Source organism: Novipirellula methanifontis, assembly GCF_052161655.1.
GTDB lineage: Bacteria > Planctomycetota > Planctomycetia > Pirellulales > Pirellulaceae > Novipirellula.
On record NZ_CP197418.1, the window covers coordinates 774,204 to 794,756 of the forward strand.

The 20,553-nt window shown below is 55.7% G+C and carries 17 protein-coding genes; 4 read left to right on the forward strand and 13 right to left on the reverse strand.

Annotated features, from left to right (window positions below):
* Window positions 1–43: 43 nt before the first annotated feature.
* The 3 genes from trkA to SH528x_RS02710 all read right to left on the reverse strand — a co-directional run bounded on the left by trkA (window position 44) and on the right by SH528x_RS02710 (window position 2,518).
* Window positions 44–1,417, reverse strand: coding sequence for a Trk system potassium transporter TrkA (gene trkA, locus SH528x_RS02700; RefSeq protein ID WP_442508995.1), 1,374 nt, complete (start codon window positions 1,415–1,417; stop codon window positions 44–46).
* On the reverse strand, window positions 1,417–1,608 hold the full coding sequence (locus tag SH528x_RS02705; protein WP_442508996.1) for a hypothetical protein: 192 nt from the start codon (window positions 1,606–1,608) through the stop codon (window positions 1,417–1,419). The genes trkA and SH528x_RS02705 overlap by 1 nt, the downstream gene beginning before the upstream one ends.
* A 292-nt stretch (window positions 1,609–1,900) precedes the next feature.
* A complete protein-coding gene (locus SH528x_RS02710) occupies window positions 1,901–2,518 on the reverse strand; it encodes a DUF6677 family protein (protein WP_442508997.1) in 618 nt (205 codons plus the stop codon).
* 353 nt (window positions 2,519–2,871) lie between these two features.
* Between SH528x_RS02710 and SH528x_RS02715 the strand changes: the two genes are divergently transcribed.
* Window positions 2,872–3,477 (forward strand): hypothetical protein, encoded by a 606-nt coding sequence (locus SH528x_RS02715; protein ID WP_442508998.1) that lies wholly within the window; start codon window positions 2,872–2,874, stop codon window positions 3,475–3,477.
* 733 nt (window positions 3,478–4,210) lie between these two features.
* Window positions 4,211–4,750, forward strand: a complete 540-nt coding sequence (locus SH528x_RS02720; RefSeq protein ID WP_442508999.1) for a hypothetical protein — start codon at window positions 4,211–4,213, stop codon at window positions 4,748–4,750.
* Between the two features lie 90 nt (window positions 4,751–4,840).
* On the opposite strand, the gene SH528x_RS02725 is transcribed toward SH528x_RS02720, so the two are convergent.
* Complete coding sequence (locus tag SH528x_RS02725) at window positions 4,841–6,040, reverse strand: hypothetical protein (protein WP_442509000.1); 1,200 nt, start codon at window positions 6,038–6,040, stop codon at window positions 4,841–4,843.
* Window positions 6,041–6,253: 213 nt separating this feature from the next.
* Here SH528x_RS02725 and SH528x_RS02730 point away from each other — a divergent pair, with 213 nt between their 5' ends.
* A complete protein-coding gene (locus SH528x_RS02730) occupies window positions 6,254–7,174 on the forward strand; it encodes a WecB/TagA/CpsF family glycosyltransferase (protein ID WP_442509001.1) in 921 nt (306 codons plus the stop codon).
* Window positions 7,175–7,290: 116 nt separating this feature from the next.
* On the opposite strand, the gene lpdA is transcribed toward SH528x_RS02730, so the two are convergent.
* The 5 genes from lpdA to aroH form a co-directional block, all read right to left on the reverse strand.
* Window positions 7,291–8,736, reverse strand: coding sequence for a dihydrolipoyl dehydrogenase (gene lpdA, locus SH528x_RS02735; protein ID WP_442509002.1), 1,446 nt, complete (start codon window positions 8,734–8,736; stop codon window positions 7,291–7,293).
* A 210-nt stretch (window positions 8,737–8,946) separates the two neighbouring features.
* Complete coding sequence (gene rpsD / locus SH528x_RS02740) at window positions 8,947–9,555, reverse strand: 30S ribosomal protein S4 (protein ID WP_442509003.1); 609 nt, start codon at window positions 9,553–9,555, stop codon at window positions 8,947–8,949.
* A gap of 341 nt (window positions 9,556–9,896) precedes the next feature.
* Window positions 9,897–11,732 carry a sigma 54-interacting transcriptional regulator gene (locus tag SH528x_RS02745; RefSeq protein ID WP_442509004.1) on the reverse strand — a complete coding sequence of 612 codons (1,836 nt, stop codon included), beginning with the start codon at window positions 11,730–11,732 and terminating at the stop codon, window positions 9,897–9,899.
* A 401-nt stretch (window positions 11,733–12,133) separates the two neighbouring features.
* Window positions 12,134–13,114, reverse strand: coding sequence for a hypothetical protein (locus SH528x_RS02750; RefSeq protein WP_442509005.1), 981 nt, complete (start codon window positions 13,112–13,114; stop codon window positions 12,134–12,136).
* Between the two features lie 9 nt (window positions 13,115–13,123).
* Complete coding sequence (aroH, locus tag SH528x_RS02755; RefSeq protein ID WP_040764999.1) at window positions 13,124–13,552, reverse strand: chorismate mutase; 429 nt, start codon at window positions 13,550–13,552, stop codon at window positions 13,124–13,126.
* Window positions 13,553–13,869: 317 nt separating this feature from the next.
* Here aroH and SH528x_RS02760 point away from each other — a divergent pair, with 317 nt between their 5' ends.
* On the forward strand, window positions 13,870–14,121 hold the full coding sequence (locus tag SH528x_RS02760; RefSeq protein WP_442509006.1) for a hypothetical protein: 252 nt from the start codon (window positions 13,870–13,872) through the stop codon (window positions 14,119–14,121).
* Window positions 14,122–14,447: 326 nt separating this feature from the next.
* On the opposite strand, the gene SH528x_RS02765 is transcribed toward SH528x_RS02760, so the two are convergent.
* From SH528x_RS02765 to SH528x_RS02780, 4 genes are all read right to left on the reverse strand, one after another.
* Window positions 14,448–14,762, reverse strand: a complete 315-nt coding sequence (locus SH528x_RS02765) for a hypothetical protein (RefSeq protein ID WP_442509007.1) — start codon at window positions 14,760–14,762, stop codon at window positions 14,448–14,450.
* A 110-nt stretch (window positions 14,763–14,872) separates the two neighbouring features.
* Window positions 14,873–16,735 carry a serine/threonine protein kinase gene (locus tag SH528x_RS02770; protein WP_442509008.1) on the reverse strand — a complete coding sequence of 621 codons (1,863 nt, stop codon included), beginning with the start codon at window positions 16,733–16,735 and terminating at the stop codon, window positions 14,873–14,875.
* Window positions 16,725–17,321, reverse strand: a complete 597-nt coding sequence (locus SH528x_RS02775; protein ID WP_442509009.1) for an RNA polymerase sigma factor — start codon at window positions 17,319–17,321, stop codon at window positions 16,725–16,727. The genes SH528x_RS02770 and SH528x_RS02775 overlap by 11 nt, the downstream gene beginning before the upstream one ends.
* A 40-nt stretch (window positions 17,322–17,361) precedes the next feature.
* Window positions 17,362–20,505 (reverse strand): CHAT domain-containing protein, encoded by a 3,144-nt coding sequence (locus SH528x_RS02780; protein WP_442509010.1) that lies wholly within the window; start codon window positions 20,503–20,505, stop codon window positions 17,362–17,364.
* Window positions 20,506–20,553: the final 48 nt, after the last annotated feature.

A 20,553-nucleotide genomic window follows, 5' to 3' on the forward strand; every position in this document is an offset into this window, starting at 1 on the left:
CTGCGAAATGACTCACAGCGTTGGCCGCAGGATGCGTCATTCATCAGGGCGAGTTTGTCTTGCCACGCGAGGGGGCGTTAAACATTGCGAGACTCTCTTCGGCCGAGGATTGGTCGATCAACGCAACGACGATATCGCCAGGCTTCAATTGATCGTCGGCTCGCGGGACTCGCACAAAACCATCTCGCTGGATCGCGGCGATCAAGCACCGTCCAGCCAAGGGAAGATCGGCGAGCGTGGCCGAGGTCACTTGAGTTCCCTCGACCACTTCGAGTTCGTAGACGCCGATTTCGCCACTGGGCAATCGGCTTTGCGAGATGATCGCTCCCTCGTTCAAAAAACCAAGGATTTGGCGAGCCAAGACGTCGCGTTCGCTGACGGCGCGGTCGATGCCCAGTTTGGCGACGACGTTCGCGTAATCGGGACGACCCACTACACACATCACTCGCGAAGCACCGAGTTCGCGTGCTTCGACGCCTGCCATAATGTTGCTTTCGTCGTTGCCGGTACAGGCGACGAAGTAGTCAACGGTGCCCGCACCTTCGTCTTCCAAAATACTGCGGCGATTGGCGTTCGCATTAATGACGGTGACGTTGGGCAACGTTTTGGAGAGATGATCACAACGATCGATGTCGCGTTCCAAAAGCACGATTCGGTAATCATGTGGACTGAGCGATCCTGCCAAGTGGAATCCCGTTTCGCCACCGCCGGCGATCATGATTCGTTTTCGTGATCGACCCTCTTCGGCTTCCGCACCAAACGTTCCTCGCGCCTTGGTTACCGCCGAAGGCATCCCGATCAAGCTGACCCGGTCGCCAGCCTTCAATTCGTCTTCGCCGCTGGCGATCCACATGCGGCCTTCTCTCGCGATCGAGCCGACACGGACATTGCCGGGAATTTTCAGTTCACGAAGCCGAGTGCCCGCGGCGCTCGCGTTGTTGGTGATTTGCATCTCGTAGACTTCCAGTTGTCCACGCGCAAAGTGCTCGAGCGGAATCGCATCGGGATTGCGGATCGCACGCGTCAACTCGAACGCGGTCAATTGTTCAAGCGACAGGATGCTATCGATATTGAAATGTCGTTGGTAGTCAAATGTGCTGAGGTCACCAAAAGCCGGCGCGTAGACACGCGCGATGCTGCGGCGTGCGCCCAATGCCTTTGCCATACTGGCGGCAACGATGTTAACTTCGTCATCCCCGGTCACGGCCAACACGATGTCGGCGCTGCACACGTCGGCTTGAAACAACACCGTGCTTTGCGAAGCGTTGCCTTGGATCGCTCGCACGTCCAATTCGCTGTTGATTCGGCGAACGTTTGCAGGATCGTTGTCGACCACCGTCACGCTGTGTCGACGACGACAAAGAATGTCGGCGATCCAGCGTCCTACCGTTCCGGCACCAAGAGTCAGAACTCGCACTAGATCATCCAATTCAAAATGCAAAGGATCACAAAAATGAACGCCATAAATCCACAGATCCAACGTCCCGTACCCAACGCGTGCTTAATGATCAGCGAATTGTCTTCATGGCGAGTTGCACCGAAAACCAAAGAGATCGAAATCAACAAAGGCACAAAGTACAGCAAGTAGGTGGGTGAAATGGAAAGCATCGTCAATCAATTCGCTGCAAAGTGTAATGTGAAATAATAAGACGCGATGATCCTTGAGATGTGAAATTAATGACTGAGGCATTTCGACTACGCCAGTAATTTGCTTCGCATCATTCTCGGATTCAACAGGCTTTTAAGCAGGTAGGCAGAAATATTGGGTACAATCCCGTTAGCCGTTTGGACGCTAGGCCCGGTTCAGCGCCGGAACCGTGGCTAGCGTCCAAACGGCCAATTTACTGATAGACTCCTGCCTAACTGCTTAGCCCGTGTAGTTGGCTATCAGTATGTCAGTCTAGGTATTGGAATCCGCGTCGGACGCAGGATTTTCGTCTTTGCTGCCTTCTTTGTCTCCGTCGCTTTCTTTTTTGCGTCCGCTGATGGGAACCGACAGAGGACCCCCATAAGCATCGTAGATCACCAAGATGTTCAGTAGCCCTGCGATCACCGTGTACCAAGTCCCCATCTCGTATCCCGCGCCGTGGCGAGCAAACCAAGCAGAGACATCATCGGCGTTGTTTTCAATCACGGGACGACGTGGTGGAGCCATAAAGCCGCCCCACATAGGCTCGTAACTATTTAACGTCCGTCCATTTTCGGTCATCACCCGCATCCGGTTTCCTTGCACCAACGCAGGAAACGCGACGGCTCCCACACCGGCTTGCAGAAAGTAATGCCAACGTTTGTCGCCTGGTTGCCAAGATGCGTAAACCACATGCCCCCCGCCGAGTGCAAACCCAAGGACCCAAGTGGAAAGGATGCAAACAAAAAACATCGCCGCCTTACTGGTTCGTCCCTGGTAATAATGTCCGGCACCGGGCAGCAACCAAGCTAAGAAAGCGGCAAGAGATCGATTGCGAAGATCGACACGGAGTCCATCGACCGCGATCACGTTGTCTTCATTGGAGGGCATGAGCTTCGTTTGCTTTCAATATTTCGTGGGCAAGTAATTTTTGTTGATGGGTTTCGGAAACCAAGCGGCTATTGTGCGGAAAAGCGATAGCGGGCGGTAGCCGAATCTGAACGCGGATCCGAAGTCCACTTCGTAAGTGGCGTGGATTGATGGGTCATTCGCATTCTCACCGACGATCTTGGTCTTTCCTTCACGCTTCGTTTTTCGATACGGTTGGCGACCATGTTCCGTTGCGGCTCTCAGCAATGTTGGCCCCGTCGTTGACGCTGCGGATCTACCTTGACGCCCCCTTGGTTGGTTTCTTATTTAACAGAATCCATGCCTGATCTTCCTCCATTTTGATGGCCTTCGCTATGACCCGGATTTTGTTGAACTCTACCCTGTTTGCTTTCTTAATCTTCGCAACCGTCGGCTGTGGCGGCGGAGCGGATGTTGCCGAGCAAGCATCGCACAATACAAATGTTGCTACCGCATCCACCAAGTCGCCTGCCGAAACCTCGGCAACCGACGTCGTGAGTCAATTCTTAGATCAAGTTCGTCGTGGCGGAGAAGACTCCGGCGCCGGTGATTTGCTGACTCAGCGAGCTCAATCGGAACTCAAGCGAATTGGTCGCACGGTCCAGCCCATCGGCTCGCCCGATGCTCGATTCAACGTGACCCAGGCGCGTGAAGTGCCTAACGAACCTAATTCGATGCTGGTACAAAGCATTTGGACGGAACCCGGCCCCGAAGGCACCCAAAACGACTTCGAAGTCGTCTGGGCTGTGCAACGCGAAGCCGCTGGTTGGCGGATCTCGGGACTTGCGATGGAAATTGATCCTACAGAGCCTCCGATCGTGATCGACTTCGAAAACGGCGAGGAAATGGCCAAGCTGTTGGCGGGAACCGAAGATTCCGAAACCGACGGCGAAAATGCCTCTCAAGCTGCCAAACCAGGCTCAGAAGAGCTTTCTCGCTAATAAATCCGGCAAAATTTATCGTTGCCTTTTGTTCACTGCTTTGCCCCGCATTCTGCTGAGGGCAATCACCACCCGAACGGCCTGCTCTGGCCGGGAAAATCGGTACAATCCCAACCAAAAACGCTTCAATTTGGCGGGATTTTCGCACAATTTTGGCTGCGAGCTTACCTAGATTCACATTTTGGACGCCGCGGCACATGAAATGCCAGATTTCGTCCGCCATCGAATTCAAGCAAAAAATCCTTTGACGGATTGGATTGGGTGGATTGACACGATTTTTCCCAAGGTTACTGTAGCGGCGAAATTGCGCGGGCCGTAAATTCCACCCATCCCCCCTATTTTAATAGTGGGGGGCCTGGGAGTCGGTTCGATGATCTTTCGGTAGTCGATGATGTTATCGGCGGTTGGATCGACGCGATGGGCCGTGGGATTGTGGCCTAAATAAATTTGATGTGCGAATTCGGATCGCACCAAACTCCGAACACTTGGGAGATCTTTATGAATCGGACTGTGGTGAGCGGCATTGCCGCATTCGCACTGTTAATCGGTGCGTCAGTAGTAACAAGCGAAACCGCTGAAGCAGGACACCATGGCGGTGGACTATTCAGCAGACTGCACGCCAAACAGTGCGGCGGTGGATGCGATCAACCGTCGTGTGGCGGTTACGCAGTTCAAAAAAGCTGTGGTGGTGGATTGTTCTCACGTCTGAAGGCCAAGCACGCAGCTCCTTGCTGTGCCGCTGAACCTGTTTGCTGCGAACCAGCTCCAGCTCCAGTTTGCTGCGAACCAGCACCAGCTCCAGTTTGCTGCGAGCCAGCACCTGTTTGTGCTCCAGCACCTGTTTGCTGCCCAGAGCCAACCTGTGGCCACAAGAAGCATTGCGGCTTGTTCAGCAAGCTTCGCAATCGCAAGAGCAGCTGTGGATGTGCAGCAGAGCCAACTTGCTGCGATGCAGCTCCTGTTGTTGAAGCTCCTTGCTGTGGTGGCGAAGTTGCTCCTGCTGCATACGCTGCACCAGCAGCTCCTTGCTGTGGTGGTGGCGATGTCGCTCCTGTTGCTATCGAAAGCAGCGAAGGCTACGACCTTGCTCCAGGCGAAACTCTCGTTCCTGGTAGCGTTTCCACTGGTGCTGCAGCAGCCGCTGCTCCAGCTCCAGAAGCTGCACCTGCACCTGCTCCTGTTCCAGAAAGCAGCAGCGATGCACCTCCAGCTCCAAAAGCTGACGCTAACACCGACATCTAGTCGAAATCGGTTTAGCATTTTAGGATGCTGAACCTCTGCAGATATTGAAACCTCGTCGATCCGATTGGATTGACGAGGTTTTTTTATGCGTTATTGAATTCGCTAAACACGTCGCATTGCGTCAGTGATCGATGGCTGGCGATTCCCCCAGCAGCTCAACGATGTCGTATCGCAATCGGCTGACATCGTTTTGGTCATCCAGATCATCGGGCTTCAAATACAGATGGTTCGGTTCCACACCGAACTCCTGCGGCGCATCCTGCACGTGATACCACCTCGGCGTGGTCACCGCAGTGGAGCCTTGATCGTCTTGGGTGATGATACGAGGCTCAAATTCAGATTCGCTTTGAACCCAAACCGATGGGTCAATCAGACAATCCGGCTGCGTCTTGATCTTCGCAAGCAATGCGGGCAACGATTTTGCATTGAACAATCGCTTTTCATGTACGGGACCTAAGTCGCTGACGATCATCGGCACACGATGGTGGCAACTTCGCAGCGGCCCCGCACGATAGCCGATCGATTGATTTTGCCCGAGACTAAACCCGCTGGTTCCAACCAGCACCACAATCGGATCCAAATCGGCAGCGTATTCCAATAGCAATGCCAACATCCGATCTAACAGTCGGACTTGGCAGCCATACGTTCGCATCCAGGCGACGGCCAGATCGGGATGTGATTGCTCGGTCAACTTCAACTGCGGCGGCAGAATATCGGGAAAGACCCAGGGTGGCACTTCGCCATCGGGTTCACCGATCGTCGCATCCGATTCCGGCAATAGATCGACATCCTCCGACGGTTCGTCGGCGTACAGCTCGTCTGCATCCATCGGGACAAGCCATCGAGGTGCATCCCAACATCGCACTAGCGATTGCGTATGCAGCCACCAGACGGCAGCGGGATTGGGATCTTCGATTCGTGTCAAAAGCCCCGCGAATAGCTTCGCCAAATGTGTTTCTTCGATTTCTTCGGCCGGTGGCGTGTCGGCATCTGGCGGGTCCAGGTCGATTAACCAAGTTTGATCAAAGTCGACGTCCAGCGACTGTTGTGGCAACCGAGAATCGTCGGTGATCAATTCGACAGGCCCAAGATCGTTCCAGCGTGCGATCCAGTGCTCGGGGTCATGCGATGGCGGCGGCTGCAACCAATTTGCCAACACCTTCAGCCCATCGTCGTGCTCTGCGATCGCGCGATCCCAAACGCAGCCGCGGCTCGAGAGCAGGTCGATTGCGGGAGTTTCGTTCCACGAAGACCCGTAGCATCCGAGCGCGGAAGCCGCCAAGCCCTCAACCGAGACTACGATCATTTTTCGATCATTCATGGGCGTTACTTTGACGAACCCGCGGATTCGCTACAACCGGAGGATCCGGCAAAAGAGCCCAAAGTTCACACCACAGGATCTGCGATCGAAGCGGAACGTCCGTTGCTGTGACGTAGCGTTGAGGGTAACGCGTCCAACGGCGCTGCGAACAAGCCAGCATGAATTCGATAACCGAATTTTCTGATCCACCCAATTGCGGAAACAAACCGAGCAATGAATTACACTTCGACTGTGGCTCCTTTTGGCATCCCGATGATTGTGCCCCCAATGAACACCCCTGGCAATCCGAACGCGACCGGCGAATCCGTCGCGGCGGAATTGCCAGCCCCAATGCCGTTGCCGGATTTGATCCGCAGCGAGGTCTGGGATGTGCCATTTGATCATGTCACGCTTGCCGAAGCGGTGGACCGAATCGAATGTTTGGTTCAGCGACGAGTCCCAAGTTACGTGATCACCGCAAACCTGAACTACTGCATGCTGCATCATCGCGATCCTGAAATGGGTGCGATCACCGACGATGCGGACCTAATCCTTGCCGACGGACAACCGATTGTTTTGCGTAGCCGATTGTCAAAGGAAGCCATCCCTGAACGCGTCGCTGGTAGCGAAATGATCTACCACCTCGCCGAGCGATGCAGCGATAACGGCTGGGGAATCTACTTTCTAGGCGGCGAAGAGGGCGTGGCGCAGCAGTGTGCCAAGAAGCTGCAATCGATGTACCCTGGGCTCAAAATCTCGGGCGTCGAGTCGCCTCCGTTCCGCGCGCTAAACGAGAGCGAGCAACGCGAGCAAGATCAACGAATCAAAAAGTCCGGAGCCGCAATTCTGCTCGTCGCTTTCGGGCAGCCCAAAGGCGAGAAGTGGATCCACGCGAACTACAAACGGCTTGGTATTCCCGTTAGTATCCAGCTCGGCGCGTCGTTTGACTTTATCGCTGGAACCGCAAAGCGTGCTCCCATCGTTTGGCAAAAACTTGGCCTGGAATGGGCTTACCGGATGTGCAGCGATCCCAAGCGACTCGTCCCACGTTACGCTCAAAACGCTGCCTATTTGTTAGGAGCGTTGATCGAAGACTGGAAACGTTTGGTGACGAGTTGGGGGATGGGCGATTGGAGCAATCGCCCCCAACGTTAACGGGTCCGTCCCGTGTTTTGCCAAGAGCAAATTGGAGGGTAGCGGAACTTGCCTGTGAGTTCCGAATCATTCGGTAAACATAACGAAAGTCGTAACGACTTCTGCTACGACCCTCTTTAGCTAGCCGCTGCAGCAGGCTTCTTTTTCGGCTTGTAGATTTCCGTGGCCGTGCCGAAGTGGACTTCGCCCGCGTTCATCAGCGTCTCGCTCAAGGTCGGATGCGGATGGACGCTCTCGGTGATGTCGTGCACTTCGCAACCCATCTCGATCGCCAACACGGCTTCGGCAATCAATTCGCCTGCTCCGCTGCCAACAATGCCACAGCCGAGTACACGCTGGGTCTCGGGGTCGACTAACCATTTGGTCAAGCCATCGGTGATGTTCAAAGCTTGAGCACGACCACTCGCTGCCCACGGATAAACTGCGACGTCGACTTTGCGGCCGGCTGCTTTGGCTTCGCCTTCGGTCAAGCCGGCCCATGCGATTTCGGGATCGGTAAAGACAACCGCAGGGATTGCCACTTTGTCAAACGCTGCGGGTTTGCCCGCGATCACTTCCGCTGCCACGCGGCCTTCGTGGGTCGCTTTGTGGGCGAGCATCGGATCGCCCGCGACGTCACCGATCGCAAAGATATGTGGATCCGCGGTGCGTTGTTGAGCGTCACATTCAATGAAACCACGCTCATTGACGACCACACTCGTATTTTCTAGTCCGAGACCGCGAGTTACCGGACGACGCCCGATGCTGATCAGAACGCGATCGTATTTTTCGTGACCAAAGTGGGCGGGACCTTCGAAGGTCACTTGGATCTTGTCGCCGTCTTCGGCGAGCGAGCCTACTTTTGTATTGAGCAGAACGCGGCCTTCGCACATTTTGTCGATGCGTTTGGCCAGCGGTTTGACGAGGTCGCGATCGGCTCCGGGCAACAAGCCTTCGCTGAGTTCGACCACGGTGACTTTCGAGCCAAGATGAGCGTACACGCTGCCCATTTCCAGCCCGATGTAGCCGCCACCGACGACTAACAATGTTTCGGGGATATCGGCAAGTGCGAGTGCTCCGGTGCTGTCCATCACGCGGTCGTTGCCGATGTCGAATATGGGCGGCATTGCGGGCACGCTGCCGGTCGCGACGATGCAGTGATCGAATGTCAACTCGCCGCCCTCGGGGATCGATTTGTCATCGCCTTCGAGTTTCAGCGTAGTCGAGTTCAGGAACGTGCCACGCGCTTGGATGACGGTCACGTTGCGGCGTTTTGCCAGTTGGCCCAATCCGCCCGTCAAATTCGAAATGACTTTCTCTTTGCGAGCACGCACTTTGTCGACATCAATTTTGGGCTTTTCGTCGTACACGACGCCCCAATCTTCACGCAGTTCGTCCACTTCGCTGATCACCTTGGCCACATGCAGAAGCGCCTTGCTGGGGATACAGCCGCGGAGCAGACAGGTACCACCGAGACGAGGTTCGGCTTCAACAATCGTCACATCAAGGCCTTCGTCGGCAGCCAAAAACGCAGCCGCATAACCACCAGGACCACCACCGAGAACAACAACAGGACTATGCATCAGAGGAGATTGCCTCTCAAAAAACGACTAGGACGGTTCGTAAAGACAGCCCGTCGCAACCTACGAGATCGGTTGCGAGGCCGAGGGAGACGCCATTATAAACAGAACCGGCAACCTAAATTGCCGGTTCTGATAGATGACATTGTGCCGAGCGGGCTCCACACGGGGATGGGGCTCCGGTACGCACGGGGAACGCTGAATCGCGAACGCTTATCGTGACAAGAATTCGACGACGCTGTTAGCATCCACTGGCAAGCTAATGTCGCTCGCTCCGGGAAGTCCCAGTACGGTGGCCTTCAGGTTTTCGCTATCGAAGGTGACCCAATCCAGGGCGTCAGGCGACGCATTGGCGATCACACCGCGATAAAGATTCTTGAGGTTTTCACGACCGCGAACTTCGATGATATCGCCAGGGCGAAGCTGGTAGCTTGGCTTGGTTACTTTCACGCCGTTGACGCGGAAGTGACCGTGCGTGATGCCTTGACGTGCTTGAGGACGAGTCTTGGTGAAGCCAACGCGGCGAACCACGTTGTCCAAACGACGCTCACACATCAAAAGCAACAATTGACCGGTGTTACCCGATTTACGACCGACAGCATCAAAGTAACGACGAAGTTGACGCTCGCCCAAGCCGTAATAGTGCTTGATCTTCTGCTTCTCCATCAACGCCAAGCCGTAGTTGCTCGGACGACGTCCACGAACATGCATCCCGGGCGGGGTGTTACGTCGGTCCAATGCACGTGCGGCACCGGCTGTTTCATAAAGAAGAGCGCCGAGGCGACGGTTGATTCTTGCTTTGGGGCCTGTATATCGGGCCATACTGCTTTACCTTTTTGCGTCAAAGACGCGGCTTGGGACATCGGCAGGAGGAAGCCGCTCAGAGACAAAATCTGCAAGCGAACTGCTGCCAGCGTGTGATCCGCATGGGGGACGGCGATTACCGCCTTCACCACCGGCTGGCGTCAACAATTGACACCAGGCGTTCACACATCGAATTCGAGGAAGCCCGAAAGTGTCGCGTCCTGGGGCGATTTTGACAAGAGGAAGCGGGGGCTAATTGGGCTAGAAACGAGGAAAACAGGCCGAAATGGCCCATGTTTGCCGATTGCGGCGAGATTTCCACGCTCACCTTCGTTGCCTGGAGAGTGCGAAAGTCGAACTTAGCGGTCGATCTCGTATTCGGTGATCTTGCGGTACGCGGTCGCACGGCTGATTCCAAGCAATCTCGCCGCCTCGGGGACATTGCCGCCGGTACGCTCAAGGGCTTTGCGAATCAGTCGACGCTCCCACTCGTCCAGTCGTAGGGTGTCCAGTCGGCTCAAACCCGCATCACGCAGCCCGAGGTCGTCCGCTTCGATCGCCGGATCGTCGGCCATCACCACCGCGCTGTCGATCACGTTCCGAAGTTGACGAACGTTGCCGGGCCAGGCGTATTCCAACAAACGTGTGCGTGCTTCGTCGCTCATCGCCAACAGGGGGCGACCATGTTGGCGGCGAAAGTGTTCGAGAAAATGACCGACCAGCAATTCGATATCGTCGCCGCGATCACGCAGTGGCGGAACCAGCAACTCAAACACGCTGAGCCGATAGAACAAGTCTTCTCGGAAACGTTTTTCGCGGACAAATTCGGCGAGGTCACGGTTGGTCGCGGCAATTACCCGCACATCCACCAACACCTCTTCGGTCGCACCGACGGGCAAAAACGGATGCCCTTCGAGGATTCGCAGCAGTTTTGCCTGGCCTTCGAGCGTTAATTCGCCCACCTCGTCCAAAAACAGCGTGCCCGTATGGGCCTGTTGGAACCAGCCAATATGGTCGCTATCGGCGCCAGTAAACGATCCCTTGCGATGGCCAAACAATTGACTTTCGATCAAATCGTGAGGGATCGCAGCACAGTTGACGGTCAACATCGGCCGCTTGGAACGCCGACTTGCGCGATGCACCGCGCGGGCGACCAACTCTTTTCCTACCCCGCTTTCCCCACGAATCAGCACGCTGCCGCTAGCGTTGCCAACGCGATCGATTCGTTCCTTTAGCTTTTGCATCACACCGCTGGATCCGACCAGTTCGTCCGAATCGGCGTTGCGGTCCGCGATCCGTCGGCGATCGGCCCGCAACGAATCACGTTCAAACGCCTGGCTCAACCCGATCGACAACAAGCGGGCCGCCGCAACGGTCAATTCAAATTGTGACTCGCTGAACTTTGGTTCACGACGATACAAATGCAGCACGCCAACGTTGGTGTCGTCACTTCCAACCGGGGCGTAGATGATGTCCGACCACATCGTATCCTTTGCGGCACTGCCAATTTCGTCGACATCTAACTTTGCTGGATCGTTGATCCAGAGTGCTTCCCCGTTTTTGACGATCCGTCGTAGCAACGATTTTTCGATGGTCACTTGGTCGGCAGCATCGGCAGGTTCAACACGTCGCGGTTTCAACCGTCCGTCACCCGAATCGAACGACAATCCAACCACGTCGGCACCCGTACGATCCCGCAGCAATTCGATCAACGTATGGATTACCTCATCGGGACTTTCGCACCGCAGCAAACTGAGACTTAGCGAGTACAAATCAATCAAATGGCCAGTCGCAGCAACCTTCGCCAGCGGGTCCTCGTCTTCCGCAGCCCAGCGATGCTCGGTCTTCACCGATTCCCACGCAATTGTCTGGGTGAGCGATGTTTCTTCGGTCGAATTCCCTTCTGGCTCCACCAACTCGAGCTCCGTGGCACCAATCTTGACCGTATGGTGGTTGAGCATCCGAGCGTGGTCGGTTTTTTGATCGTTGACCAAGGTCCCATTGCGACTGCTGGTGTCGCGTAAATGCCAGTTGCCATCCTCGAAATAGACGACCGCATGGAAACGCGAACTGACGGGGTCCGTCAGCATAATTTCACAGCTCTTCCCGCGCCCGATATGCATCGGCCGTTCAAGATCGAGGGTAAATTGGCGGCCCTTTTGCGGCCCGCTTCGCACCATTAAATATGCTGTCATCTGTCGCTTCTTGGCGTCATGAACACTCGAATCCATTCGAGTAGTCCGGTTTTCGTTGCTTACAGTTGCAACAACTAGAACTTCAATTGTCTCATTTTAAGACATCGTAATGCCAATTTGGGCCGGGGGTAGCAAAAGAATACGGAATTAATAAGAGAATTCATTTCTCACTTGTTCGCGTGGGGCATCAGCCATCGACGAGTCTTGGTCACTTCATGCTGTGACGTTCGCTCTACGAAAACGCACACTTTTCTGTCAACGGCAGCCCGCAGCTTAGTGCTTCGTCTCGTATGAAAATTGGGGTGTCTAGTGTAGTGGAGCTTGCTAAAGCTCCCTGTTTCTTGGGTGTCGGAGGATCTTTAGCAAGATCCACTACCCCAAAACCAAAGACTAACGAAGCACTAGAAGGGCTCGGCAGGTCGCGCGATCAACTTGTTTTCCTCGATCGCTTGCGAAAGCGACTTCAGCGCGACCGGCAACGGCTGCGGTTCACGCTCGAGTTTTTCCCACCACTGAGTGACCACATCGCCCGCGATCGCTGCATCACTGAGTCGCCACAATCGGGTGGCTGCCGAAATCGGCAGGGCGTTGCGCGGCACGAGATCCAACTCTGCGGCAGCTCGCAGCACCAACGGCACCGAGGCAAACGCCCACGCAGACAGCAGCGACGCCGGGCGACCAAACGTGCTGTCGCCTGGTTTGGAAGTCAATGATTTTTGAGCGATATGTTTTTCAATCGCCACTCGCGTGACCAACCACGCCACCCGCACCACCTCGGGCACGTTGGGCAAAACGTCGGTCAACATCGCCTCGATCCAAATCGCCGGACTTTTGTCTTCGTCGCTGCCAGGTTCGAATCCGCCGTCGCCGCCTCGTAGCGGCTGGACAAACAGGCCATCCACATTCGCAGGCCACCAATTTTTCGGAGGGCTGTCACTCCAGATCTGTTTTGCGATTTGGTTTAACACGCCGCGGCCGACGGTGTCCCATCGCTCTTTCAGCGGTCGTGAGCGAAGTTCCAATTGATCGAGCAAGCGGGGGAAACGATCGCTGACCACGATTCGGCATTCATCTAATTGGCGAACGATCCCGCGAGTGGTCTGGTCGACTTGAAGTTCGCTGCATCCTGACGCGACGAGCGCGGTCTCGCAGGCCGCCCGAGTCTCGTCGCATCCAATCGATTCACGAACCAGCCGGCTCCAAAAGCTTCGCATATCAATCGACGATGAAAGCAATCGCTCGTTGATCTGCGTGGCGTACGGTACGAGTGCTTGTTCGAGCTTTTCGTCGGTACACGCAGCTCCCACGGCGACCGAATAGGCAGCGTGAATCGTCGAAAGGGCTGTATCCGGTTTCCACCGAATCCGTGTTGATGAAGCCAACGTTTACTCCTAGCCTTCGGCGCTCAAATGATCCTGAATCCAACACTCCAGTTCTTCAAAATCAACCGGCGGATATTTGGAAAGATCGGGGCGCAATCGCTTGGCTTCGTGCAGATAAACGTGGTGGATTTCGGATTGAGGTTTATCGGTATTCCAGTGCAGCATGACCCGTATACAACGCGGCAGCGAGCCTTCGACCGACACTTCGTAGCCGCACAACAGTGGCACTTCGAGCCACCCGAGTTGGCGGGCTGCCAAGGCGGGAAACTCGGCCGTCAAGTCAGAAGTGACCGTAAAAAAGGCACTCGCAACGTCCGCCGATTCGATCTCGTTCTGGCGGATCATCAAGGCAAGTAATTGACGAGTCGCAGTGAGAATTTGATCACGGTCATCTTTCTCAACGCTGGTCGCGCCTCGCACACCACGGCAAACTGTCATCGCTAGAAGGTCTCTTTAATAAAAAGCAAAATTAGACGGGCAATCGCATCCCCAACGCCCCTCCGGGTGCGGAGTCGTTACGAATCGTCGGCCAATCATGACGCTAGCCCGGCCTCGGATCACCGCTACTATAGAATAACTGACCCATGACCGATAACTGGGTACAGTCCAGAATCACGATTTGCCCCGTCCGCGATAAAACTGGCTGCGGCAAATCCGTCTGCGGTAAATCCGCACGGCCTGCAGTCAAAATGGGACGGAAAACGGAAGTTTCCCTGACAGACAATTTTTTAGCCACCATCCACCACGGAGTGACAATGACCGGACGCACTCGGCATCAAGAAAAGATTATCAAGAATTACTACGAAAATCGTGATTCGATCGGGCTACAGAAAGCCCAAGAGGCGGTCACGGAACTGTACCTCAGCGAAGGCAAGAAGCGAGCCCAAGTCTGGAAGCGGCTGACCAGCCATCTGGAAAAAATTGGCTTAAAAGAGGAACAGATCGCCAAATTGCAGGAAGACGATAATCCCGAGCAACTTGCCAAACTGCTCGAAAAGTACGTCTAAGGCTTTGTTGATCTTGAATCTTAGGAGGTAGCGAAACTCGCGGAGAGTTTCGATCCAATCTGTGATTCGCCGAAAGTCTTTGCGACTTTCGCTACGGTCCATACCCGAATTTTAACGTTGACGGACCACTAGGTTTCTCCCGCCCCTTTCTGGCAACGCTGTGAAGCATTCAGAGGCGGCAGATTACGGCATTTGCGTTTCGTAGCTACGCTCGCCAGAGCGTGGATTGTTGGCGTCCAAATCGATTTACCACCTTCTGGCGAAGGTAGCTACAGGAAATGCTTCACAGCGTTCCCTTTCCGGGGCGGACGATGACCTTGCTTCACTTAGAAGTGCCAGTGGCCGGTGCGGTGGACGTCGAAGTGGCCGGGTTGGATATGAAAGTGGTTGCCGTGGCGTTGCAATTGGGGTGCGTGGTAATGCAAGTGCGAAGTGTCGTGGTAGGTCGGAAAACCCCAACCGTGACCGTGCGAGGAATGGAATCCGTGGCCACCACTATGGTGTCCGCCGTGATGGCCGCTGTGGTGACCACCGTGATGGAATCCGCCGCCGTGCTGAGCCTGGGCTTCGCCAGCAAAGGTGAATGTGAACAGGGCTGCGAGTGCAACGGCGGGAACGATTTTCTTTGCGATCGACAACATGGCTGGGTCCTTCGTGCTTTGGTGAAAACTTTGTTTCGAGGCTTTGTTTAAGCCTCACAACAAAGACAAGTCCAAAGCGGATCCGCAGCGGAAAGAAAACTGCAAAGTTTTTAATCGATATGCGAAAACGCAATGATTTCCGCTTCAATCCCACTTTCCGCCAGTCGTTTTGTCGCCTGCAAAAGATGATTTTGGACGATCACGGCAGGTGACTCGATCTCACTGGGCGAACCCAACGAACGATCCCGCTGTTCGACGACCACTTCCCCATCCACCACGCGAAAGACGGCGGAATCGCCAATTGCTGGCCACACCTTCCGCGGCACCAGTGCGTCGCTGATCACCTCGTCACTCATTGGCCGAGCCGATTCCAGCCACACAATCGCCTCGGTTCCCGGCGGGCCGGAAAGTGGGACCACTTTGCCCGCTTCCTCGGGAAATCGGACCCAACGCGGCTGCTCCTCTGCCGCAAACGTCGCCAATTTCTCGGCATTGCCTTCGCTCGACAACAACCACAGCACTCCCGCATGCTGAGCACGAAGCGGTGCGTGGATTTGAACCCATTCGCCGGATTCCAACGGCACTCGATTGACCAAATCAAACATCCGCTGATCGTCCGAGATTTTGATATCAAGTTGTCCCAACCGCTGCACTTTGGGCGAAATGGAGTGCAAAGTGTTGGCTGGCAAAACGTTAGCTTGGTTTGGATCGGCAGCAAAATAATACAGCCCCCATCCCAGCAACGCGACAACCATTAAAGACGCCGTGATGATCCGGGCAGCAGGAATCGGACGGGAATGCTGTTGGTCCACCCAGTGTTTCAGCTCGTCAGCCAATTGGCCGGCCGATTGGACGCGGTCCTTTGGATCGCGTGAAAGCGACTGCTCACAGAGACGGACCAGCATGCTTGGCAAACTGGCGTCCAAGAGCGGCTGCCGATCCCAGTCGCCAGCGGCGACCCGAGTGACAAATTCACTGGTTTTCGCAGAGGCGTAAGGGTGTTTGCCAATCAGTCCAAAATACAACAGGGCGCCCAGCGAAAAGACGTCCGTCGCAGGCTGCCGCGTCGGCACAGAGGAGGATTCAGCATCTCGATGAAACAACTCCGGAGCCATGTACACCAGCGTGCCACCGGCATGGTCCTCGCGACCGACCGCGGCCTCGTCCCAGGCATCCACCGAACGATTGATCGCCAAGCCAAAATCGACCAACTTTGGCCGCCCTTGGGCATCCACCAACACGTTGGTCGACTTGATATCACAGTGAACGATTCCCGCCGCATGCAATTTGTCGACCGTGCGAGCGAGTTCGGAAATGAGCGTAACCAGCTGTCCCCGCGTCAACGAACCCTCATCGACTCGCTGCTTGAGCGTCACGCCGCGGACCAATTCCGAAACGATAAAGGGACGGTCGTTACAGATGCCTGCGTCGATCACTCGGGCAATGCCGGGATCATTGATCGTGACTAACATGCGGCCTTCTTCGAGAATGCGATCGGAGTGCTCGCTTGGTCGCTTGGCCAGTTTTAACGCCAACTCACACCGAAGCATTGGATGAATTACCCGAAAGACCTCGGCCTGAGCTCCCTCGCCGATTTTCTCGACCACGGTGTAATCGCCTATCGACGACGGTTGCTTGCGAGTGTCGACGGCCACGCTACGCGCGTCCACAGCGAGATGATGATCGGGATCGATCCCGGTGGTTTCATCCCACCGCGTCAATTCGGTATCGACTTCGGCTTGTCGCTTCAGTTTATTCGCATAGTCCGGATGTCGCTGGCACAGATTGGCAAGCACATCGGGCTGTCCCACCGACACGCGTGAAAGATACTCGAGATACAGCAAATCAACGTGTTGTTCTTCGCTGAGACGCTGGCCGTCGCGGTCCAGCACGCTGCTGACGTGCGAGGCGATCTGATCCGCACCAACGGACTCGGCGTTTTGGACCAAGAGTTCAAATTCGTTATCGTTCATCGTTTTCATCGCCAACGAGGCGTGCCTTGACATGGGTGAGTGCCGTTTGCAGTCGTTTGCGCAGCGTGTCGGGCATCGCCCCCTGCTCGTCGGCGACCTCTTTCCAAGTTCGACCTTCGAGCCGCTGGACGACGGCGTTCCAATCATCGGTACCGACGATCGATCGCACCTCGCCAAACAGTTCGGCTTCGGCAACGGCGGCATCGGGACACGCAGCGGGTCCACTGAGTTGGCCAAGCTGAAAGCTCGAATCTTCCTCGACGAAGTTTGCTTTGCGTTTGGTCGCGGACTGGCTGCGTTTCAATTCCCGCACTCGATTTTTTGCGAGCGTAAACAAATAGGCTCGCAATTCATCTTCGCTTGCGAGTGTTAAGTCGCTGGACGAGGCACGTTGAAAAAAACGGCGAAAGACAGACTGCTCTACATCAATGGAATCGTGCAGCCGCCGAAGAACGGAATCTCGCATTCGGAAGCGAATAAATCGACGAATCTCGGTTCCATACATATCGAGCACCCGCCCCGGTGCATCGGGATCCCCCGACTCGAGGTCGCTGAGCAAGTTCGAGAATTCTTGGATTGCAGTCATCTTGCTCTCCTGCCCCGGCAGTTAATGATCGCGCTGCCGATCATCTCCAGTCTCCCGATAGGACAAAGGCGGCCCAGTATTCCGGTGGCGTTTTATGCACATCCGATTCGCCGGAGTCACGAACGAGGCCACGCAGATCATCAGGATGATTCAGCACCCACAACTGTGCCGTTCGCATCGCATCGAGTCGTGACATCTTCTGGTCGCCCCAATAGTTTTTGTAGAACTGTTCCATCAACAAACGCGTGGCAAGGTCCGGGACTTTCCAAAGACTTGCCACCGTCGTGCGTGCTCCCGAGACTTGGAATGATCGCTGGATGCCAATCAATCCTTCGCCTCCGGCGACTTCGCCGAGTCCCGTTTCACAAGCACTCAGCACCACCAATTCGACTCCGTCGAGCGGTAGAAACGCGATCTCGTCCGCTGTCAAAATACCGTCGTCACGATCGGGCATCGGCGTTGCGTTGGCACCGGTAAACGCTAACCCCGACAACAATCCAGGGCTGATCCCGCGGACGGCCAACGGATCGTCCGCGGCCAGCCGTTTTCCGGAGCTCGAAAGAACACTGTCGCTGGATACCACGCTGGGGGCAGCAAAGAAACCGTGCGTCGCCAGGTGCAACTGGTAGCACTGAGGTGCCAACTCGCGAAACCGAGCCTCGGTCGCGTTTCGGCGGTCCAGCGTGACGATGCCCTCGGGTGTCGCCCACGCTTGGTTCTTGTACAGCCGCTGGATCGCGGCGATCTCACCGGCGGTATGCTCAAGCGGCAGAAACTTCTCGCTGCCTCGGCGGGCAAGTCCCCTGCTGCTGCGATCCCAAGGCAATTTCGACGCCGTGTCATTGACCGCAATATGGCTTTGGTTCGGATCGTCATAGTCGACATCACCCATCACCAACAAGTGCTTGGACAATGCTGGCCGTCCCTCACGCTTGACGAGCGCTGGGATTAATTGCGGAACCGGCACCATCGCAATCCGATGATCCTCGATCAAATAAGTGCCATCGATACGCCCCGGTAGTGCCGCCAGCGGGAACCGGCCGAGCGGCCGATCAGTCGACACCAACAACGTCGCTGCATTACCGATCGCGGGAAGCAGGGGCTCCCAAATTCGCTCGCGCAGCCGTTTTCCTGCGTTACGGCCGGAGGATGAAACACCAAACGATTGTCGCCACTGGTCAATGTCGTTGGCGATCTCGGTCGCCGACCCCAGCGGAATCACGAGCACGGAACCATCGGGTTTGACGACCGATGCCAGCAACGAAGGCGTGCCTTGAAAACGTCCTTTGCCCGGTTCCGGCGATAAGCTCGCGTACTCGAAATAGTCGATCAACACCGAGTCCTGCGGCAGCGAAGCAGCCAACTGAGCTAACGACGGGGGCGACTGTGCGGAGCGAAATTCGGCGTTCGTGCGGCTCAGTTCTGCTTCCAGCGTCTCTTTCTCTGCCATCATCGCCGTCAGCGTCGTTTTCCAATCGGCCATCGCGTTGATCTCCGCAGGCGAGGAACGCGACAGTGAAGCAATCTGCATCGTGATCTGGCGAAGTTTCTTGTATTGGTCCGCGATCGAAGCTTGCTGAGACAGTTTCCGCATCCTGCGTTGACGAACCAACGTCGAGCCTTTCCAAGCCAAGATTTCTTCGAACGCATCCTTTGCAGCATCGGGGTAATTGGCTGCCGCCGTCAGCAACAGATCGAGTCGTTCACGAAACAGCGACGCCATCGCCAGTTGTTGACGTTCGGACTGTGCTGCCGAGGTCAGTTCAATGTTCTTGCGGGTGATCGCCAACGTTTTGCGACTCACCTCGACGGCTCGCTCGTCATTGCCGCTGGCCAATCGCAAACGTGCAGCGTCGGCCAAGGTATCAGCGTAATCGAGATGATCTTCGCCCAATAATGCTTTGCGTCCATTGGCGGCGTCGGAGAACAGTTGCAACGCTTCGGTGTGGCGGCCGTCAAAAATATGCAGAAAACCAAGGTTGCTGAGCGTTCGATAGCGGTCTCGCTCGGTCGCCGCAGAGCCTTCAAAAGTTTTCAGTGCCGCCAGGAAAAGCGATTCCGCCTCGTCGAACTTGCCTAGCGATGTCAGCACGACGGCAAGCGATTCGCGACTATGTGCCAATTCTGGCCCACTGGGACTGAGCTGCTCTGTCAGCTGCAATTCACGTCGCAACAGTTCTTCGGCAACTTCGAATCGCTCTTGTCGCCAGCGAAAGATGCCAAAGTTGTGTAGCGCCACCGCGTACTCGCGGTGCTGCTCGCCGAAGACCTCGCTGCGGCGTTTGAGAATCTTTTCGTGAAGCGTTTCGGCTTGTTTGAAATCGCCCGTCTCTCGACAGAATTCCGCTAACAGCGCCAACGTGTCACCGAGCACGTCACCGAACGGTTGTTTGGTGTTCGACGGTTTAGCCGCCGCATCATTCAATCGTTGGACGTTTTGGTCGAGCAATTGCCGGGATTTGCCGAATTCGCCTAATTCGAGATGAACGCGAGCCAAGCGGTTCGCCGCAATCGCATGACGTTCGGCTGCAGTGGGATCGTCGGCAAAGTGCTTCATCACTTCGGCGAGCTGGGCGATGGCTTCGTCGTAGTGACCGTAATCGATATACAGCTGTGCCAACTGCTCTTGAGCCGAGGCCACATTGTCTTTTGCCAATCGTTCGGCGTCCTCGTAACGGAGCATACGGGGAACGTCATCGGTCGATTTATGAGCGTGTCCTGCGTGTGGTTCTACGTCGCTATGTTTCCCAACAACATCGGAGTGCTGGGTGTGCTTGGGGGCTGCCGCGTTTTGTGGGGCCACGACTGGATGATATCTATCAAAATGAAAGCGTTGCTCACCGGGCGCCGAAGGCCACTTGTTGGCGGGGTAATAGTTCGGACCGTACTGCGGCCATTTTGAGCCCGGCGAATAGGATGGTTGATGCTGCGGCCATTTTGTGGCGGGGCTGTGATATGGTGTCGAATTCGCATTACCGGGAGGAACGAAATAGCGTGGCCCCTGGTAGCCACCGCCGGTGGCATCAGCAGGCGTTGTCGCAGGGGGAGGTGCAGCAGGCGGAGGCGGCGTTTGCGCAATCGCAGCGGTGGCGTGTGTCACGATTAGCAACACGCCAACACGCAACGCTGCGAATTGGCAACGTTGACACTTCAGAACTCGGTCCACTCGGCCGAACCTACCCATGCGATCTTCCCTTTTTCCGGTTCCATCGGCGTCGACTGGCTAAGACGC

Excerpts from the sequence above, each read along its gene's own strand:
- SH528x_RS02710 (WP_442508997.1), bottom strand. The coding sequence starts at position 2,518 with ATGCCCTCCAATGAAGACAACGTGATCGCGGTCGATGGACTCCGTGTC.
- SH528x_RS02765 (WP_442509007.1), bottom strand. The coding sequence starts at position 14,762 with ATGTTGTCGATCGCAAAGAAAATCGTTCCCGCCGTTGCACTCGCAGCC.
- lpdA (WP_442509002.1), bottom strand. The coding sequence starts at position 8,736 with ATGCATAGTCCTGTTGTTGTTCTCGGTGGTGGTCCTGGTGGTTATGCG.
- rpsD (WP_442509003.1), bottom strand. The coding sequence starts at position 9,555 with ATGGCCCGATATACAGGCCCCAAAGCAAGAATCAACCGTCGCCTCGGC.
- SH528x_RS02780 (WP_442509010.1), bottom strand. The coding sequence starts at position 20,505 with ATGGGTAGGTTCGGCCGAGTGGACCGAGTTCTGAAGTGTCAACGTTGC.
- SH528x_RS02705 (WP_442508996.1), bottom strand. The coding sequence starts at position 1,608 with ATGCTTTCCATTTCACCCACCTACTTGCTGTACTTTGTGCCTTTGTTG.
- SH528x_RS02725 (WP_442509000.1), bottom strand. The coding sequence starts at position 6,040 with ATGAATGATCGAAAAATGATCGTAGTCTCGGTTGAGGGCTTGGCGGCT.
- aroH (WP_040764999.1), bottom strand. The coding sequence starts at position 13,552 with ATGACAGTTTGCCGTGGTGTGCGAGGCGCGACCAGCGTTGAGAAAGAT.
- SH528x_RS02715 (WP_442508998.1), top strand. The coding sequence starts at position 2,872 with ATGACCCGGATTTTGTTGAACTCTACCCTGTTTGCTTTCTTAATCTTC.
- SH528x_RS02775 (WP_442509009.1), bottom strand. The coding sequence starts at position 17,321 with ATGACTGCAATCCAAGAATTCTCGAACTTGCTCAGCGACCTCGAGTCG.
- SH528x_RS02745 (WP_442509004.1), bottom strand. The coding sequence starts at position 11,732 with ATGACAGCATATTTAATGGTGCGAAGCGGGCCGCAAAAGGGCCGCCAA.
- SH528x_RS02730 (WP_442509001.1), top strand. The coding sequence starts at position 6,254 with ATGAATTACACTTCGACTGTGGCTCCTTTTGGCATCCCGATGATTGTG.
- SH528x_RS02770 (WP_442509008.1), bottom strand. The coding sequence starts at position 16,735 with ATGAACGATAACGAATTTGAACTCTTGGTCCAAAACGCCGAGTCCGTT.
- SH528x_RS02760 (WP_442509006.1), top strand. The coding sequence starts at position 13,870 with ATGACCGGACGCACTCGGCATCAAGAAAAGATTATCAAGAATTACTAC.